The organism is Mucilaginibacter sp. GW821-FHT07H05 (assembly GCF_059418485.1).
Genome location: NZ_JBWKPY010000002.1, coordinates 360,100 through 374,775 on the forward strand (window position 1 = coordinate 360,100; position 14,676 = coordinate 374,775).

Consider the following 14,676-nt stretch of genomic DNA (forward strand, 5'->3'; position numbering starts at 1 on the left):
GCATTAATTATCCAATAAATTTATATTTTTGGTTAGACAAGAAACAGAAGAATGCCTTATCAACCCGGTCTACATATTTTAGCAGAGTTTTCTGTATCTAATGTTTTAAGCCTGTCAGCATCAGCACCCTGTAAATTGTTTTTCGACCGCCTGATTTCGGGGCATTCGCTTGAAAAAGTTGGCGAAGTATATCATGATTTTGAGGGAGCCGGTTTTACTGCGGTGGTTTGCTTAACCGAGTCTCATCTATCTATTCATACCTGGCCGGAATTTAACCTGGCCACGTTTGATATTTTCCTTTCAAACTACCAAAAAGATAATTCTGAAAAGGTAAGGGCTATTTACAGTCAGGTGTTAGCTTTTTTTGAAGCCACCGAAATAAAAAAAACAGAACTGGTAAGGTAAATGGCAACAATAAATCTCAAATCGTTCCCTTATCAAGAGGATGTAGCCTGCCCCAAATGCAAGCATCAGATTACCTTGTACGACCCCGAAGGAAGTGAATACTGCGTGTGTGATTCCTGCCACTCCTTTATTAGGTTTATAGCAAATGATACACCTGTTATTCAAAAACAGGCGCCCCCCATACAACAGGAACCGGTATTAAAATTGGGCAGCGTTGGCATATTTCGTGGCCATACTTTTAAAGTGATTGGCTATATCGAAAAGAAAGAGAAAGGTACCGCTTACGCCTGGCGCGAATACATCCTTTACAATTATGAAAAAGGCTATGCCAATTTTGCAGAGTACGATGGACACTGGACATTTGTTACCGGCAAAGAGTTTTATCCTGAACTTGAAAAAATCGGCGACCATAACTGGGATTTTTTGGAATATGAAGAGAACGAATACAAGGTTTTTAACAAATACACAGCTATAACCACCGCCTTAATAGGCGAGTTTGACTGGGATATTTTGCAGGAAACGGCCAAAACTTCGGAGTTTGTAGCGGCACCCAATATAATTTACAAGGAGCAGGATAAGAAAGGCAGCTCCGCGGCTGATTTTTATCTGGGTCAATACGCTCAGCCTGCCGAAATTGCCGATGCTTTTAAAACAGACATTGAACTGTTCCCCGTTAAAGAGGGAATAGGCGCCAACGAACCATCAGTACATGCCCAAAGATGGTTCGCGGTTGCTAAAGTGACCCCTATATTAATCATTATAACGGCTTTAATAGGGTTTATCGCATCGTTTACCAACCCGGCTTACCAGGTGATGGATAATGCTTACCAAATTGTAAGCGACTCGACTAAAGTAAATGAGTTTAAACCATTCATCACCCCGTCGTTCGAGTTAAAGAATGTGTCTTCATCGTTGGAGTTTTCGGTAACATCGGATGTTGACAATAATTGGATGGAAACAACCATTGTACTGGTTAACGAAAAAGATAACCAAAGCTGGGAAGTGACCAAAAGCATTGAATACTACCACGGCTACGAAGACGGCGAAAGCTGGACGGAAGGATCGCGCGAGGCTGAAGTACTGCTATCGTCTATACCGGCGGGCAAATACCATTTAAATATCTATCCCGCAGCGGGCGATACAGCCCTTAAAAGTGTGCGTATTGGTATAACCGCTAACCCTGTCATCTGGCGAAATGTATGGGTTACCCTGCTACTCCTTTGCCTTTATCCGCTATATACCTGGTTCAGGATGCGTATGTACGAGAAAAAGCGATGGATGAACAGTGATTTTTCACCTTACGAAACTGATGAAGAATGAAAACTATTAAAACCGTACCTGTTTATCTTGTTTTTGCAATCCTTATTATAGGATATTATACCTATAGCGCATTGTTTGGGGTAGCCTTTTGGGAAAGCAGCAGCATAACCCGCAATACCGGGTATAACAACAATAGCCACGTAAGGGGCGTTCACGTATTTTATCACAAATAAAACCAATAGCATTATGAGTTTACATGAATTAATTAACTACAAGTACATTGTAGCATCCGTATTGTATTCGGTAATTGGGATAGCTATCCTGCTGATATCGTATTGGATAATTGAAAAAATCACCCCCGAAAATTTGTGGAAGGAGATTGTGCATAATAATAACATCGCTTTAGCCATCGTTTGCGCTTCGTTTATGATAGCCGTGGCCATGATTGTGAGTTCGGCCATACACGGGTAGTGATATGAACAAAAAACTGCATGCCCTGCTGCTGATATCGGTTTTTGTAGTAGCAACGTGCGGACTGATCTATGAGCTGATAGCCGGTACACTGGCCAGCTACCTCTTAGGCGATTCGGTCACGCAGTTTTCTACCATCATCGGTGTTTACCTGTTCTCTATGGGGATAGGTTCGTGGGTATCTAAATACTTCGAAAAAAATATCATTTCGTGGTTTATCCAGTTAGAGATATTGGTTGGCCTGGTTGGTGGCACCAGTTCTACCATCTTGTTTTTAGTATTCGAAAACGTTGCTTCATTCCGTATTATACTTTACAGCCTGGTTGGCATAACAGGGATCCTGGTGGGCCTGGAAATCCCGCTGCTGATGCGGATATTGAAAGACCGGTATGAATTTAAAGACCTGGTGTCAAAAATATTTACCTTCGATTATATAGGCGCATTACTGGCCTCAATCGTTTTTCCACTACTATTAATACCCTACCTGGGATTGGTTAAAACATCGTACATGGTGGGTGTCCTTAATGTAAGCGTGGCCCTAATTGTTTGTGTAAGTTTTAAAAAGGAAATAAAAGCTGCCGCATATTTACAAACAAGTGCCATTATTAGTATCCTGGCGCTGTTGGTTGGCTTTGTTTATGCCGGCGTTATTACTAATTTTTCGGAAAGCCTCACTTATGCCGATACCATCATTTATTCAAAAAGCACACCTTACCAACGTATCATCCTCACAAAAAAAGGCAAGGTACTACGCCTGTTTTTAAATGGCAACCTGCAGTTTAGTTCGGATGATGAGTACCGTTACCACGAAGCCCTGGTGCACCCCGGTTTGCAGGCATTGCCCAACGCGCGCAATGTACTGGTAATGGGCGGTGGCGACGGCCTGGCAGTGCGCGAGATCCTGAAATACCCCAATATACAGAGCATAACACTTGTTGATTTGGATAAGGGGATGACCGGGCTGTTTAAATCAAACCGGATGCTGATGAATTTAAATAAAAACGCGCTGTTATCGCCCAAGGTGAAAGTAATAAACGCCGACGCGTTCACCTGGCTGCGGCAGGATAAAAAGAAGTTCGATTTTATGGTGATAGATTTCCCGGATCCCTCAAACTATTCGGTTGGGAAACTATACACCAACTCGTTTTACAAACTGGCTAAAACAGCCCTTGCGCCGGGTGGCATGATGGTTATACAGGCCACATCGCCATATGTGGCGCCAAAATCGTTTTGGACGGTTGATACCACGCTACGTTCGGTTGGCTTGCATACCATCCCCTATCATAATAATGTGCCGTCGTTTGGCGAGTGGGGTTATATTATGGCTACCGAAAACCCGGTATACAAAAAACCAACTGCCTTTTTACCGGGGATGCGTTTTATAACGAAAGAGAGCCTCGACCTGATGTTTTATTTCCCTAAGGATATGGCCAAAGTAAAAACAGAGGTTAACAAGTTAAACAATCAGGTGCTGGTAAAATACTTTGAAGATGAGTGGTCGTCCGTTTTATAAAGGCAGCGGTTTAACCGATGGTTTAAATCGTCGTTCATTCTTGCTTAAAGCGGGCATCGTTACAACAGGTATCTTACTAAGCGGCTGCTTGCGAAGGATGAAACCCAACGCGGCCTATAAAAATATTAAGGGCAGTATAAAAGGCCCAAATGCCAAAGCCGGACATCTCCTGCGCGATAAACTACCCTTACCCGCACCAACCGCCGCACGCCAGGTTAAAACCTTGATTATTGGTAGCGGTATTTCCGGCCTCTCGGCAGCGCGTTATTTAAAAAAACAGGGCTATCATGATTTTGAATTGCTGGAACTGGAAGACCATGTAGGGGGAAATGCCCATTCGGGCAAAAATGAGGTATCAGCCTATCCGCTCGGGGCGCACTATATTACTATTGCCAATAACGAAGATACGTTGCTCATGGACTTTTTAAAGGATTGCGGCGTAATTACCGGTTTTGAAAACAATCTGCCTGTTTATAATGAATACTATTTGTGTTTTGATCCCGAAGAACGTTTGCTCATTAACGGTCAATGGCAGGAGGGCATAGTTCCCGACTTTGGCCTGCATGAAACCGATAAAGTTCAGGTGAAAAAGTTTTTCGCACTAATAGAGGGTTTAAAAAAAGCAAAAGGCAGCGATGGTAAATATGCATTTGATATCCCGATAGATAATAGTTCGGCCGATGACCGCTACCGGGCATTGGATAAGATTAGTTTTAAAACCTACTTGCAGCAACAACAGTTAACTTCGGTTTACCTGTTATGGTATTTAAATTATTGCTGTAAGGATGATTACGGCCAAAAGATAGACAAGGTATCGGCATGGGCGGGCTTGCATTATTTTGCATCGCGCAGGGGCAAAGCGGCCAACGCCGAAACAAATGCGGTTTTAACCTGGCCGGAAGGTAATGGATGGCTAACAAAAAAACTATCCGCCGAAGTGAGCGAACATGTGCTGAAGAATAAGATGTGTTATAGCATTACCCATAACCAGCAAGGTAAGGTTGTGGCTGGTATTTATGATACGGTTAAAGGCACAACCAGCAACCTGATTGCAGATCATGTGATTATGGCAGTACCACAGTTTATCAACCAAAGGCTGCTGAAGGAAACGGTAAGCCGTAAAATGGATTATGCCAGCCTGAATTACTCGCCGTGGTTTATTGCCAATATTACGGTTAATTATTTACCGCAGGCAAAAGGCGTGGGCTTATGTTGGGATAACGTGGCTTATGATACCCCTTCGGTAGGCTATGTTAACGCCGGGCAGCAAACCGTTAATCTGGTTAACGAAAAAAGGGTTTTAACCTGGTATCTTCCTTTATGCGATCATGAGCCACGGGTGGCGCGCCTTGCGGCCTATACCCGTACTTATGAGCAATGGATGGACATGATGATGCCGGAACTGGAGTTTATGCACCCCGGCATCACCGATGCCATCGAAAATGTGGAATGTTGGATATGGGGGCACGGCATGATATACCCCGCCGTTAACTATATTTGGGGGCCGAACAGGAAGGCAGCACAGCAACCGGTAAACAATAACTTGTTTTTTGCCCATACTGATTTAAGCGGCGTGTCTATTTTTGAAGAGGCATTTCATCAGGGTATTCGTGCCGCCAACCAGGTTTTAGCCATTTATGGAAAGCAAGCCAACCCATAAGCAACCCTGGCTGCATTCGCCGGTTATTGATGGGGTATTTATCCTGTCGCCGCCGTTTATTGCCTTGCTGCTGGTTGTTTGCTTCCCGGCAACTTTCCAAACTTCAACCGCAATCCCGGTTTATTATTGGCTTTTCCTGGTGGTTTTTATCGATGTGGCACATGTTTACAGCACGCTTTATCGCACTTATTTTAACAGCGGGGCCTTTAAAAAAAATACTTTTTTAATGATAGTACCTGTCGTATGTTACGTTGCAGGGGTTTTACTGCATAATTATGATGGTATGCTTTTTTGGCGCGCCCTGGCCTACCTCGCTGTTTTTCATTTTATCAGGCAGCAGTATGGTTTTATGCGATTATATTCCAGGCAGGAGGGTAAGGGCTATTGGTTTAGGCTGATAGATAAAATGGCCATTTATGCCGCAACTATTTATCCGCTGTTTTACTGGCATTTTGAAGGGAAAAGAAATTTCAGCTGGTTTGTTGAAAACGATATTCTCTCCTACCGCTGGCCTGTACTGTTGGCTTTAGGGTTGATAGTTTACCTTGCGATAATTGCACTTTATGTAATTAAAGAGTGCGTTTATATCATAAATACCAAAGAAATTAACTGGCCACGCAACCTGCTAATCGGCGGCACCTTTCTTTCATGGTATTTCGGCATCGTTTATTTTAATGGCGACCTTGCATTTACCACGCTTAATGTAATCTCGCATGGCATACCCTATATGGCCCTGATATGGATCTTTGAGAAAAGGCGGCACCAAACCAACGGCTATAAAGGAAGTGTTATTTCAAAATACACTTTTAATAAATACGGCGGCGTGTTATTTTTTCTTGTGCTACTGGTTTTTTTAGCTTACCTGGAAGAGGGGTTGTGGGATGGTATGATATGGAAAGAGCACAGCAATATTTTCGGCATTTTCTCCCGGTTGCCTAAAATAAGCGACCAGCAAGTGCTATCGCTTTTGGTGCCGCTATTGGCCTTGCCGCAGTCTACCCATTATGTGCTGGATGGCTTTATCTGGAAAATTAATAAAAAAAAGCGTTCAGGCCTCCCGGATCGCCTTTGTTGAGGTTATAAAGACTAATACAATTTCTGCATAGGAATAGCCCCATGCTTTTTGTAATCCGCTAACGATTTCTTGATATAGTCGATCACTTCATAATCATTCCATTTCAACAAATCTTCGTGCGATGGGGTATACGCATCCATAAATTTCTGCAGCTCTTCATCGGGCAGGTTGGTTATTTTTTTAACAATGCTTTTGTTGTATTTTTTGCTGTCCTGCGCCGCTTCCAGGTCTTTTTGAGATATGGCTGCAAAGTGCCGTGCATTTTTAGGTTCTTTACCAAACAGCGAGTACAAACCATTTAACGGTGATGTGATTGCCGATATAGCCGACGGTTTGCCACCATAATAAACGCCTTTTTTGCGGTAATCGGTCATCGCGCTGTTTACCTCCTGCTGCTTGGTTTGGCCCACAATAGTAACTTCGGAAAGGTTGATAACCTTTTGCAAAAATATAACCATATCCGCCAAACCGGTTACTGGCAATTGTATGGTAGTGTACTCCTGTTTTGCAAATTCAAGGGTATCGCCAACGGCGGCTTTAATAGTAAAGGTCCCCAAATCATCGGTTAAAACCACCGTGTTTGTTTTTATATTGGTAACCAGCACCTTTGCCACACGTACCGAAGTTCCCTTGGTACAAACAAAGCCGGCAATATTATGCTCTGTGCGTGTTTGCGCCTGCAAGGCAAAAGCCATGCAGCAACCGCTTATCAGCAGCAGCATTTTTTTATATGTTAAAAGCATCGTGTTATTCCCGTTGTAAATTTAGTGATTGTGTAACAGTTTAAATGCTAAAAAATGTTAAAGTATTGCGTCTTACATTTTCTGCGTTAAACGTCATGATAAATTTATTTCCTATCTTTGCACATGATAAAATCCATGACAGGGTATGGAACGGCCAGTTTTGACTCGGGCACAACAAAATATACTGTTGAAATCAAATCCCTGAACAGCAAATTTCTTGAACTATCGCTCCGCATTCCCAAAAACTTTTCGGATAAGGAATTCCAGCTGCGTACCGAATGTAATAAGCAAATAGAACGCGGCAAGGTAAATCTTTCGATCAATGTTGAAAAAACCGATGCCACTGTAAAAGCGGCCGGTATTAACACCCAATTGCTTAAACAGTATTTTGATCAGCTGAAGGCCGTTAGTATTGATTTAAACGAGCCGACAGGCAATTTATTACAATTGGCCCTTGGTTTGCCCGATGTAGTGCGGTTTGATGAAGACAGCGTATCGGAAGAGGAATGGAAGATTGTAGAGAAAACCTTTCAGCAGGCATTAAAGAATTTTCAGCAATTCCGTGCTGATGAAGGTAACGTACTGGAGCAGGATGCTAAATACCGCATCGGCCTGATTATGAATAACCTGGCCGCGATAGCGGTTGAAGAACCCAAACGTGTACCTGTTATCCGCGAACGCCTCAACACCTTTTTAGCTGATGCCGTCGGCCGCGAAAATGTAGACCAGAACCGCCTGGAGCAGGAGCTGATCTATTATATTGATAAACTGGATATCACCGAAGAAAAAACAAGGTTGACCACGCATTGTAACTACTTTTTAGAAACACTGCAAAGTGCCGATGCCAACGGTAAAAAACTGGGCTTTATATCGCAGGAAATTGGCCGCGAGATCAATACCATCGGCTCTAAAGCTAACGATGCCGGCATACAAAAGCTGGTAGTAGGCATGAAAGAAGAACTTGAAAAAATAAAGGAACAACTCCTTAATGTATTATAAGTCATTAAGTCATTGAGTCATTAGGTCATTCTTTAGGCACTGATGCATCAATGACTCAATGACCCAATGACTTAATGACCAAATGATTAAAGAGGGTAAACTCATCATATTTTCGGCGCCATCGGGGGCGGGCAAAACTACCATAGTGCATCACCTGCTTAAAAAAATCCCCGAACTGGAGTTTTCCATCTCGGCCACCACCCGCGAGCCCCGCGGCGATGAGGTTGATAAAAAGGATTACTACTTTATCAGCAAGGAAGAGTTTCTGCACCGCATTGCTAAAAAGCAGTTTGTTGAGTTTGAAGAAGTGTATTCAGGTACTTTTTATGGTACGTTGCGTGTAGAGATTGAGCGCATTTGGGCAACCGGCAAAACCGTGATATTTGATATTGATGTGGAAGGCGGCATGCACTTGAAGCGCAAGTACGACGGGCAGGCCCTGGCTATATTTGTACAGCCACCATCACTGGAAGTATTGAAGCAGCGCCTGTCGGCACGTGGTACAGATAGTGATGCTAAACTAAAGGAGCGTTTTGACAAAGCCGAAAAGGAATTGAATTATGCCCCGCAATTTGATATTATCCTTAAAAATCACGATCTTCAAACAGCTTGCAACGAAGCGGAGGATTTAGTGAAAAACTTTTTGAACGCCTAACCCTTTAAAAGGGGAAACTAACTTAGCGAATGAAAATTGGATTATTTTTCGGTTCATTTAATCCTATCCACATCGGCCATTTAATTATTGCTAATTATATGGCCAACCATACCACGCTTGATAAGGTGTGGCTGGTGGTATCACCACAAAATCCGCTAAAAAAATATGGCGACCTGGTAAACACGTACGATCGCCTGGAGATGGCCAAACTGGCTACCGATAATTCAACCAATATTACCGTGAGCGATGTGGAGCTAAAGTTACCGCAGCCATCCTACACCATTGATACCCTTACCCATCTGAAAGAAAAATACCCCGAACATGAGTTTGCCATTATTATGGGATCCGACAATTTGGCCAGCCTGCATAAATGGAAAAATTATAAGCTCATCCTGCGCGATTACCGCATATATGTATACCCGCGCCCCGGTTATGAAAACGCCGAACTGGCATCGCATCCGTCGGTAACCATTACCATGACCCCGCTGATGGAGCTTTCGGCCACCTTTATCCGCAAGTCCTTATCCGAAGGCAAAAACATCCAATATTTTGTACCTGATCCCGTTTTAGCATTTATAGAAAGCAAGAGTTTGTATAAGCACTGATTTTCTGCTAACTTTATAAAAAGGAGAATAGCGTTATGGTGATTACAAAAGATGAATTGCTGCATGTGATAAATGGCATGCCCGATAAGATCGATGTTGAAGATGTATTCGATCGAATCATGCTCATTGCCAAAATTGAACAGGCGGTAGAAGAATCGGAAAAAGGTTTGGGAAAAGATTGGAATGAATTTAAACAAGAATGGCTAAAAGCAGATCAGTAAAGATTGAAATTTTACCAACCGCTCAAACTGATTTACAAGAGATTGTAGATTTTATAGCACAAGGATCTGTTAAATATTCACGCATTGAAAAGAGATTAATAATAGGTGCTATCGAAAGACTTTTTACGTTTCCTGAATTAGGCATATCATTTATCTATAAAAACATACCTGCAAGGCAATTGATATTTAAAAACTATCTGATCATTTATAGATTTAAGACTGAAAACTATATTGAAATACTGACTGTTCACCACCACTCCCGTTCCTTAGCTAAAAATCCTGCATTTGGCAACGAAGATTGACCCCTGACTGCTCCTTTGTTACCCTGTGATTAAATCACCGCCATTTCCTACATTTGTTCCGTGAACGAGAAAACCATCCTGAAACTGCAATTACCTACCGATCCGCTATGGGTGAAGAACGTAGTGGAAAGTAATATTGAAGAGCTGCTGACCGACCATGCCTTTTGCGAGCAGAAGGCGGCCAGTAATGCGATTACGCTAATTGTTCAAAACCCAAACTTATCCGACCTGGTGCAGGAAATGGCCCTGCTGGTACAGGAAGAGATGGACCATTTTAAACGGGTACACGATATTATTGTAGAGCGGGGCTTTTTATTAGGCAAAGAGCGTAAGGATAATTATGTGAACGAACTCCGCAAATTCATCATCATCGGTGGCGGCCGCGAAGCGCAACTGATCGATCGCCTGTTGTTTTCGGCTATGATAGAAGCACGCAGTTGTGAGCGCTTTAAAGTACTGTCCGAAAACATAAACGACCCGCAGTTATCCGCATTTTACCACGAGTTAATGATCAGCGAGGCTACCCATTACGCTATGTTTATCCGCCTGGCTAAAAAATATGCCCTTGCCATTGATGTAGACAAGCGCTGGAAGGAGTTTTTAGCATACGAAGCCGAAGTGATTCAAAATTACGGCAAAAGCGAAACGATACACGGGTAAACCTATCCCTTTTACCGCTTAAAAAGCGGACTGTTATTCCACGCCCTTTAGCCTTTGGTACTGTTCCCGCTCCATCCGTATGCCGAGGCGCGCCAGCATAGCCGGCATATCAAATCCTTGTTGCTGGTATTGGGCCTGTACCAAAGCTTTGGCATTTTTCAGCGCATCTTCGCTGGCCCAAAAAGCCATAGTAGTACAGCGGAAGTAGCCTTTTTCGTCTATGCGGATGTAGGCTTCATCGCCAATAAAACCAGGCAGCTTACTAATCAAATTGCGATTGATTTGCATCCGTTCCATAAATTCCGTTTTTGCCTCTTTCGGCATAATAAAACGATCGATAAATACTTGCTCCATTGTTTCTCTAATTAAGTTAAATGTGTACAGGCATAACCCTGCCCCATTATTAATTGTATAATTTGCTGGATATTGATAGGCCAGCCCCCCGATTCGATCCGCAGGATCCGGTCACAGTCTTCCAGGTCAAAATTGATCCGGCAATGCGGCAGCTCTTGCGATAACAGTTCGACCACTTCAGCCGCTTCGTTTACCTGCCGGATATCGGTTTTAAATATTTCAACCCGCGTCTTCATATTCAGTAAGCGATTTCAACCGTAGCCCGGTAGGTTTCACTGTTAGTAAGATGGGTTATGATGAAATGGGCAACATCCGCGCGTGATATTTTGAGGCAATCCTTTAAAAACTGGTTAATAGCCTTACGATAAATTCCGGTTAAAGGGCCATCCGTTAACTGCGGAGGGCGGACGATCGTCCAGTCAGTACCGCTCTTTTTCAGGATAGCCTCCATCCGCCGAAGGTCGGCATACATGTGTTTGAGCAGTTTTTGAACGATGTATTTGGCAGCCAAACGGACATACCAGGGAATCACCGGACTAATATCAAGAGCTGAAGCGGAGATACAAAAGATGCGTTTAACACCATACTGCTCCATCGCCTTCAATAAATTGGTATTACCATCAGAATATAATGTGGTGGGCTTATCGCTGAACAAGTTGCCGCCGCTAACCCCCAATGCCGAGATGACTACCTGCTGGCCTTTTATATGATGCGCGAAAGTTTCCGGCTGCATAATATCGCCTTTAACAACCCTTAGATTGGGGTGTACTGTTGGCAATTTTGCCGGGTCGCGCACCAGCGCGGTTACCTGGTAACCCGCATGTAATGCCTGCTCGACGGCTTTCCGGCCAATGCCGCCGTTGGCGCCTGCAATAAAAACATTCATCAACATATCAATTGAATTTAAATACGCTCAAAAAAATAACAAGCAAAAACAGCAGCATTTGTACCAGGTGAAAACGGCCCAGGTTACTTTTAATCCGGTTAACTTCAACGGTAAAGATGGGTCCGCTAATTGCCAGTATCCTGTATAGCTTGCTTCCCTGCCGCCGCCCGACAAGCAGGCCGTTTAGGATAATTAGGATCACCAGCCCGAATTTGATCCTGAACCAGAGCTGCTCACCAAAAACGCCATGTGTAAGCGCCATCATGCCGATACCGCTCAGGATCAGTATGGCTGCACCAATACCTATTACCCGTGGCAGCTTAGCCATCATATTTAATAAAGCTTCCGGTTGTTCGCCCTGGCTCAGGGATTTCCAAAGCGACGAATAAGCCAGATAATCAACCAGTGTTGTGCCGGCCATGAGCACCAATGCTGTTAAATGCAGCATCAGGAAAGTGGGAAAGAGATAAGGGATTGTCATGATATTAAACCTTTTGGAAGTAAATAATAGACAATATTATACCATTTGGTAGTATATAGCAAAAAAGATTTGTCATTTTTTTATAATTTTGCTACCAGATGGTAGTAAATCAAACAGTAGAGTTAGTAAAGCGCTGGGGCGCTTACGAAGCGCAATATCCAGGCGCGAGTATTGAGGACTTTTGCCGGCACCAACTGACGCAAGGGGCCGGGCAGGAAAACTATGCCACACCAAAGGGTGAGTTACGGCCAGACCTGAACGGGCAACTGGTGATCCTGTTGCGCCGCATCGGGAAGTTCCATATCGCCTATTCTAACAAGGCGCTGGAAGGAACCGGGCTTGACCAGATGGAAGAATTTGGCATCCTGGTAACTATCTATAATCAAAAGAACCCCATTAAATCGGAAGCGATATATAATAACATTATGGAACTATCCAGCGGGACCAATATGCTTATCCGTTTGAAAAAACGCGGCCTGGTAAGCGAATATGCGGACGGGCAGGATAAACGGGTGAAACGGTTAAAACTGACAGCCAAAGGCGAGGAAACGCTGCTGAATGCGAAAAATCTGGTACTAAAGGTAGCCCACATGATGGTGAATGACCTGAGCGATGAAGACAAGCGCCTGTGCATCCAGCTACTGAGCCCGATAGACCGGCGCTTTTCTGGTTTATTCCAAAAACAGCGGAGCAAACCTTTTGAGGAAATTTACCAGGAAAATATCCGTTAGAGGGACTGTAGCGTAGTTTCCGGCGTAATTTTTGCCCACCTTTGCGCTAAATGAATAAACTACGTATAGCTATTGATATGGATGAGGTGATTGCCGATCCCATAGCCAAATTTATAGATATTTACCAGCGCGAGCATGGTTATACTTATACCCTTGAGCAAATGAAGGGCAAAGAGTTTCGGGACCTGCTGCCCGAAGAACTAAGCCATACCCTGCGCGAATACATCAACCGCAAGGGTTTCTTCCGCGATTTGGAACTAATACCCGGCAGCCAGCAAGTTTTAAAAGCATTGCAGGAAAAATATGATGTTTTCATCGTATCGGCGGCTACCGAATTCCCTAACTCGCTGGAAGATAAATTTCACTGGCTGGCCGATCATTTCCCATTTATCTCCTGGACCAATATCATCTTCTGCGGTTACAAAATTGTAAATACCGATATCATGATTGACGACCGGATCCGTAATTTTATTGGTTTTGAAGGGCGTAAGCTACTCTTTACCTCGCCGCATAATATCCATATTACCGGGTACGAGCGGGTGAATACCTGGGATGAGGTGGCTGCTAAGTTGTTAGTCTGAGGTCTAAAGCCGGAAGTTAAAAAGACTTTCGACTAATAACTTCCGGCTTTAGACTTACAACGAAAGTATCTCCATGATCTTCAAAAAGTTGGCGTTGATATCTACGTGATGCTTAATGGCATTTTCAAAAGGGGTATAGGCAATCTCGTTATGTACGATACCCACCATTTCGTTTTTACGGCCTGCAATAAGCGCCTCAACGGCGGCAACGCCTATACGGCTGGCCAGTACCCGGTCCATGCAACTTGGGCGGCCCCCGCGCTGGATATGGCCTAAAATAGAGATCCGCGTATCATACTGCGGGTATCGCTCTTTTATTTGCCGGCCTATTTCAAAAGCGTCGCCGGCTTCGCCACTTTCGGCTACCATTACAATTTTGGATGATTTATCCTTACGGCCTTTTTCCAAACGCTCGTAAAGGGCGTTCAGGTCGGTTTTTGTTTCAGGGATCAGTATAGCTTCGGCGCCGGCGGCTATGCCGGTACGCAGGGCAATCAGTCCGCAATCGCGGCCCATTACCTCTACAATAAACAACCGGTCGTGCGATTCGGCCGTATCCCTGATCTTGTCAACGGCATCCACCACGGTATTAATAGCAGTATCGTAACCAATGGTAAAATCAGTACCGTTCAGGTCATTATCAATCGTACCAGGAAGGCCCATCATGGGCATATCATGTTCCTGACCAAAAATGCGGGCACCGGTAAAGGTACCATCGCCGCCTATGGCAACCAGGGCATCAATGTCGTTGGCCTTTAATTGTTCGTAAGCTTTTTTGCGGCCTTCGGGTGTACGGAACTGATCGCTGCGGGCCGTTTTTAGGATAGTACCCCCACGCTGAATGATGTTGGCAACCGATTTGCGGTCCATATTAAAGATATCCCCGCTAATCATTCCTTCGTATCCACGGCGGATACCGGCAACCTGCAAATCATAATATAAGGCGCTGCGCACTACCGCCCTGATGGCGGCATTCATGCCCGGGGCATCGCCGCCGGATGTAAAAACGCCTATTTTTTTTATCTGAGCCATTATTTTCCAAAAAAGCGGACATGCCGCTGTTCACAATAGTTT

At 44.0% G+C, this 14,676-nt stretch carries 21 protein-coding genes; 15 read left to right on the forward strand and 6 right to left on the reverse strand.

Translation table 11 applies throughout. The features are described 5' to 3' along the window. Positions 1 to 51 precede the first annotated feature (51 nt). The 7 genes from AC07M6_RS05595 to AC07M6_RS05625 are packed head-to-tail and all read left to right on the forward strand — an operon-like array spanning position 52 to position 6,384. Positions 52 to 405, forward strand: a complete 354-nt coding sequence (locus tag AC07M6_RS05595; protein ID WP_494887938.1) for an S-adenosylmethionine decarboxylase family protein — start codon at positions 52 to 54, stop codon at positions 403 to 405. Then, positions 406 to 1,725 carry a DUF4178 domain-containing protein gene (locus tag AC07M6_RS05600; protein ID WP_494887939.1) on the forward strand — a complete coding sequence of 440 codons (1,320 nt, stop codon included), beginning with the start codon at positions 406 to 408 and terminating at the stop codon, positions 1,723 to 1,725. Next, a complete protein-coding gene (locus AC07M6_RS05605) occupies positions 1,722 to 1,898 on the forward strand; it encodes a hypothetical protein (RefSeq protein WP_494887940.1) in 177 nt (58 codons plus the stop codon). The genes AC07M6_RS05600 and AC07M6_RS05605 overlap by 4 nt, the downstream gene beginning before the upstream one ends. Before the next feature lie 13 nt (positions 1,899 to 1,911). Further along, positions 1,912 to 2,136 (forward strand): DUF350 domain-containing protein, encoded by a 225-nt coding sequence (locus AC07M6_RS05610; RefSeq protein ID WP_494887941.1) that lies wholly within the window; start codon positions 1,912 to 1,914, stop codon positions 2,134 to 2,136. 4 nt (positions 2,137 to 2,140) lie between these two features. Next, a complete protein-coding gene (locus tag AC07M6_RS05615) occupies positions 2,141 to 3,649 on the forward strand; it encodes a polyamine aminopropyltransferase (RefSeq protein WP_494887942.1) in 1,509 nt (502 codons plus the stop codon). Further along, positions 3,627 to 5,309, forward strand: a complete 1,683-nt coding sequence (locus tag AC07M6_RS05620; RefSeq protein WP_494887944.1) for an FAD-dependent oxidoreductase — start codon at positions 3,627 to 3,629, stop codon at positions 5,307 to 5,309. Before AC07M6_RS05615 ends, AC07M6_RS05620 begins: the two co-directional genes overlap by 23 nt. Beyond that, the gene (locus AC07M6_RS05625; protein WP_494887945.1) at positions 5,287 to 6,384 is read left to right on the forward strand and encodes a hypothetical protein; all 1,098 of its coding nucleotides are present in this window, start codon (positions 5,287 to 5,289) and stop codon (positions 6,382 to 6,384) included. The genes AC07M6_RS05620 and AC07M6_RS05625 overlap by 23 nt, the downstream gene beginning before the upstream one ends. 11 nt (positions 6,385 to 6,395) lie before the next feature. On the opposite strand, the gene AC07M6_RS05630 is transcribed toward AC07M6_RS05625, so the two are convergent. Next, positions 6,396 to 7,127 carry a hypothetical protein gene (locus AC07M6_RS05630; RefSeq protein WP_494887946.1) on the reverse strand — a complete coding sequence of 244 codons (732 nt, stop codon included), beginning with the start codon at positions 7,125 to 7,127 and terminating at the stop codon, positions 6,396 to 6,398. A gap of 123 nt (positions 7,128 to 7,250) precedes the next feature. Here AC07M6_RS05630 and AC07M6_RS05635 point away from each other — a divergent pair, with 123 nt between their 5' ends. The 6 genes from AC07M6_RS05635 (at position 7,251) to AC07M6_RS05660 (ending at position 10,569) form a co-directional block, all read left to right on the forward strand. After that, the gene (locus AC07M6_RS05635) at positions 7,251 to 8,126 is read left to right on the forward strand and encodes a YicC/YloC family endoribonuclease (RefSeq protein WP_494887948.1); all 876 of its coding nucleotides are present in this window, start codon (positions 7,251 to 7,253) and stop codon (positions 8,124 to 8,126) included. Between the two features lie 85 nt (positions 8,127 to 8,211). Next, entirely contained in the window at positions 8,212 to 8,781 is a 570-nt protein-coding gene (gmk, locus tag AC07M6_RS05640; protein ID WP_494888450.1) for a guanylate kinase, read from the forward strand. A gap of 29 nt (positions 8,782 to 8,810) precedes the next feature. Further along, entirely contained in the window at positions 8,811 to 9,386 is a 576-nt protein-coding gene (gene nadD, locus AC07M6_RS05645) for a nicotinate (nicotinamide) nucleotide adenylyltransferase (RefSeq protein WP_494887949.1), read from the forward strand. Between the two features lie 35 nt (positions 9,387 to 9,421). Next, positions 9,422 to 9,607 carry a hypothetical protein gene (locus tag AC07M6_RS05650; RefSeq protein ID WP_494887950.1) on the forward strand — a complete coding sequence of 62 codons (186 nt, stop codon included), beginning with the start codon at positions 9,422 to 9,424 and terminating at the stop codon, positions 9,605 to 9,607. After that, positions 9,586 to 9,909, forward strand: coding sequence for a type II toxin-antitoxin system RelE/ParE family toxin (locus AC07M6_RS05655; protein ID WP_494887952.1), 324 nt, complete (start codon positions 9,586 to 9,588; stop codon positions 9,907 to 9,909). The genes AC07M6_RS05650 and AC07M6_RS05655 overlap by 22 nt, the downstream gene beginning before the upstream one ends. 60 nt (positions 9,910 to 9,969) lie before the next feature. Then, positions 9,970 to 10,569, forward strand: coding sequence for a MiaE family protein (locus tag AC07M6_RS05660; protein WP_494887953.1), 600 nt, complete (start codon positions 9,970 to 9,972; stop codon positions 10,567 to 10,569). A 33-nt stretch (positions 10,570 to 10,602) separates the two neighbouring features. On the opposite strand, the gene AC07M6_RS05665 is transcribed toward AC07M6_RS05660, so the two are convergent. From AC07M6_RS05665 to AC07M6_RS05680, 4 genes are read right to left on the reverse strand one after another with little or no spacing between them, the layout of a single operon-like run. Beyond that, complete coding sequence (locus AC07M6_RS05665; protein ID WP_494887954.1) at positions 10,603 to 10,923, reverse strand: antibiotic biosynthesis monooxygenase family protein; 321 nt, start codon at positions 10,921 to 10,923, stop codon at positions 10,603 to 10,605. An 11-nt stretch (positions 10,924 to 10,934) separates the two neighbouring features. Continuing rightward, complete coding sequence (locus AC07M6_RS05670) at positions 10,935 to 11,159, reverse strand: methyltransferase type 11 (protein ID WP_494887955.1); 225 nt, start codon at positions 11,157 to 11,159, stop codon at positions 10,935 to 10,937. Positions 11,160 to 11,161: 2 nt separating this feature from the next. Beyond that, positions 11,162 to 11,815 carry an NAD(P)-dependent oxidoreductase gene (locus AC07M6_RS05675; protein WP_494887956.1) on the reverse strand — a complete coding sequence of 218 codons (654 nt, stop codon included), beginning with the start codon at positions 11,813 to 11,815 and terminating at the stop codon, positions 11,162 to 11,164. A 1-nt stretch (position 11,816) separates the two neighbouring features. Further along, positions 11,817 to 12,290, reverse strand: a complete 474-nt coding sequence (locus tag AC07M6_RS05680; protein WP_494887957.1) for a hypothetical protein — start codon at positions 12,288 to 12,290, stop codon at positions 11,817 to 11,819. Positions 12,291 to 12,388: 98 nt separating this feature from the next. On the opposite strand from AC07M6_RS05680, the gene AC07M6_RS05685 reads away from it, so the two are divergent. Together AC07M6_RS05685 and AC07M6_RS05690 are read left to right on the forward strand one after the other, a co-directional pair. Then, on the forward strand, positions 12,389 to 13,021 hold the full coding sequence (locus AC07M6_RS05685) for a MarR family winged helix-turn-helix transcriptional regulator (RefSeq protein ID WP_494887958.1): 633 nt from the start codon (positions 12,389 to 12,391) through the stop codon (positions 13,019 to 13,021). 50 nt (positions 13,022 to 13,071) lie between these two features. Next, the gene (locus AC07M6_RS05690; protein ID WP_494887960.1) at positions 13,072 to 13,602 is read left to right on the forward strand and encodes a 5' nucleotidase, NT5C type; all 531 of its coding nucleotides are present in this window, start codon (positions 13,072 to 13,074) and stop codon (positions 13,600 to 13,602) included. Between the two features lie 54 nt (positions 13,603 to 13,656). Here the strand turns inward: AC07M6_RS05690 and pfkA are convergent, their stop codons facing one another. Next, the gene (gene pfkA, locus AC07M6_RS05695) at positions 13,657 to 14,634 is read right to left on the reverse strand and encodes a 6-phosphofructokinase (RefSeq protein ID WP_494887962.1); all 978 of its coding nucleotides are present in this window, start codon (positions 14,632 to 14,634) and stop codon (positions 13,657 to 13,659) included. Positions 14,635 to 14,676 lie beyond the last annotated feature (42 nt).

Coding starts and splice junctions, on each gene's coding strand:
- AC07M6_RS05690 (WP_494887960.1), top strand. CDS start 13,072: ATGAATAAACTACGTATAGCTATTGATATGGATGAGGTGATTGCCGAT.
- pfkA (WP_494887962.1), bottom strand. CDS start 14,634: ATGGCTCAGATAAAAAAAATAGGCGTTTTTACATCCGGCGGCGATGCC.
- nadD (WP_494887949.1), top strand. CDS start 8,811: ATGAAAATTGGATTATTTTTCGGTTCATTTAATCCTATCCACATCGGC.
- AC07M6_RS05620 (WP_494887944.1), top strand. CDS start 3,627: ATGAGTGGTCGTCCGTTTTATAAAGGCAGCGGTTTAACCGATGGTTTA.
- AC07M6_RS05675 (WP_494887956.1), bottom strand. CDS start 11,815: ATGTTGATGAATGTTTTTATTGCAGGCGCCAACGGCGGCATTGGCCGG.
- AC07M6_RS05595 (WP_494887938.1), top strand. CDS start 52: ATGCCTTATCAACCCGGTCTACATATTTTAGCAGAGTTTTCTGTATCT.
- AC07M6_RS05685 (WP_494887958.1), top strand. CDS start 12,389: ATGGTAGTAAATCAAACAGTAGAGTTAGTAAAGCGCTGGGGCGCTTAC.
- AC07M6_RS05650 (WP_494887950.1), top strand. CDS start 9,422: ATGGTGATTACAAAAGATGAATTGCTGCATGTGATAAATGGCATGCCC.
- AC07M6_RS05615 (WP_494887942.1), top strand. CDS start 2,141: ATGAACAAAAAACTGCATGCCCTGCTGCTGATATCGGTTTTTGTAGTA.
- AC07M6_RS05610 (WP_494887941.1), top strand. CDS start 1,912: ATGAGTTTACATGAATTAATTAACTACAAGTACATTGTAGCATCCGTA.
- AC07M6_RS05665 (WP_494887954.1), bottom strand. CDS start 10,923: ATGGAGCAAGTATTTATCGATCGTTTTATTATGCCGAAAGAGGCAAAA.
- AC07M6_RS05635 (WP_494887948.1), top strand. CDS start 7,251: ATGATAAAATCCATGACAGGGTATGGAACGGCCAGTTTTGACTCGGGC.
- AC07M6_RS05605 (WP_494887940.1), top strand. CDS start 1,722: ATGAAAACTATTAAAACCGTACCTGTTTATCTTGTTTTTGCAATCCTT.
- AC07M6_RS05680 (WP_494887957.1), bottom strand. CDS start 12,290: ATGACAATCCCTTATCTCTTTCCCACTTTCCTGATGCTGCATTTAACA.
- AC07M6_RS05670 (WP_494887955.1), bottom strand. CDS start 11,159: ATGAAGACGCGGGTTGAAATATTTAAAACCGATATCCGGCAGGTAAAC.
- AC07M6_RS05600 (WP_494887939.1), top strand. CDS start 406: ATGGCAACAATAAATCTCAAATCGTTCCCTTATCAAGAGGATGTAGCC.
- AC07M6_RS05625 (WP_494887945.1), top strand. CDS start 5,287: ATGGAAAGCAAGCCAACCCATAAGCAACCCTGGCTGCATTCGCCGGTT.
- AC07M6_RS05630 (WP_494887946.1), bottom strand. CDS start 7,127: ATGCTTTTAACATATAAAAAAATGCTGCTGCTGATAAGCGGTTGCTGC.
- AC07M6_RS05655 (WP_494887952.1), top strand. CDS start 9,586: ATGGCTAAAAGCAGATCAGTAAAGATTGAAATTTTACCAACCGCTCAA.